The sequence below is a fragment of the Paraburkholderia sp. RL18-085-BIA-A genome, from assembly GCF_046027075.1.
Lineage (GTDB): Bacteria > Pseudomonadota > Gammaproteobacteria > Burkholderiales > Burkholderiaceae > Paraburkholderia.
In genome coordinates this window covers 1-469 of sequence record NZ_JARESU010000609.1, presented here as the reverse complement: position 1 = coordinate 469, position 469 = coordinate 1, and the positions used below count along the sequence as shown (strand labels likewise).

Sequence of the window (469 nt, the reverse complement as noted above, 5' to 3'; positions counted from 1 at the left end):
CCGGTAATGGTGTGTCGCGGGTTGTCCACGGGCGGGCGGCGGCTCGCCAGTCACGACCATGACGCTGCCCGGCGGTGGGCAACCCGCCTGGCGATGACGTTTGATCCTGCGAATGCAGGTTTTCGAATTCGAGCGGCGAGCAGTAGCCGATACTGCTGTGCAGGCGGCGCACGTTGTACAAGCCGCAAACACAACACCCACATTACCGAGTCACGAGAAGTTCTCTATCGTTGGCACCCATGGTTCGGCCGAATGGCCTGGATCTTCAGCGTGGTCGAGAAGAATGGCGAGATGATTCGTCGATGTGCACTCGACCCTCTCGAGGCAACAGCGCGCGTATCGGAGATGCCGCAGTGATGTTTGACCCAGTTATCTGCCGTCACATCAGATATTCAGCATTGCCAATTGCAGACTGCGAGGCGCTACGTGAACTGAAGGGCTCCGGTGCAAATCGGAGAAGCCAGTAGGT

1 protein-coding gene is annotated in these 469 nt (G+C 58.6%); it reads right to left on the bottom strand.

Annotation, left to right across the window (positions count from 1 at the left end):
* On the bottom strand, positions 1-181 hold a 181-nt coding region (locus P0D89_RS54070; RefSeq protein WP_408371374.1), incomplete at its 3' end, for a hypothetical protein.
* Between the last annotated feature and the right edge of the window lie 288 nt (positions 182-469).